This is a genomic window from Secundilactobacillus pentosiphilus (assembly GCF_002217985.1).
Lineage (GTDB): Bacteria > Bacillota > Bacilli > Lactobacillales > Lactobacillaceae > Secundilactobacillus > Secundilactobacillus pentosiphilus.
Genome location: NZ_BCMI01000102.1, coordinates 1 through 207, shown reverse-complemented (window position 1 = coordinate 207; position 207 = coordinate 1). Strand labels below are relative to the sequence as shown.

1 protein-coding gene is annotated in these 207 nt (G+C 35.3%); it reads left to right on the top strand.

Annotation, left to right across the window (positions count from 1 at the left end):
- Positions 1 to 201, top strand: a 201-nt coding sequence (locus CES81_RS13230; protein ID WP_145993364.1) for a transposase, incomplete at its 5' end; no start/stop codon positions are given.
- Between the last annotated feature and the right edge of the window lie 6 nt (positions 202 to 207).

Genomic DNA, 207 nt, shown 5'->3' with positions numbered 1-207 from the left:
CAACGTAATCGAACCAGTATGGATACGGTCATGAACACCTTCAGAAAAAATCGCCAAGCTATCTTGAATGCCTGCTGTTATCATAATTCCAATGGCCCCTTAGAAGGTATTAATCGTAAAATTAAGACATTAAAACGTAACTGTTATGGCTTCCGTAATCTCAATAATTTCTTTAACCGCATTTCACTAATCCAGAAATAGTAAAAA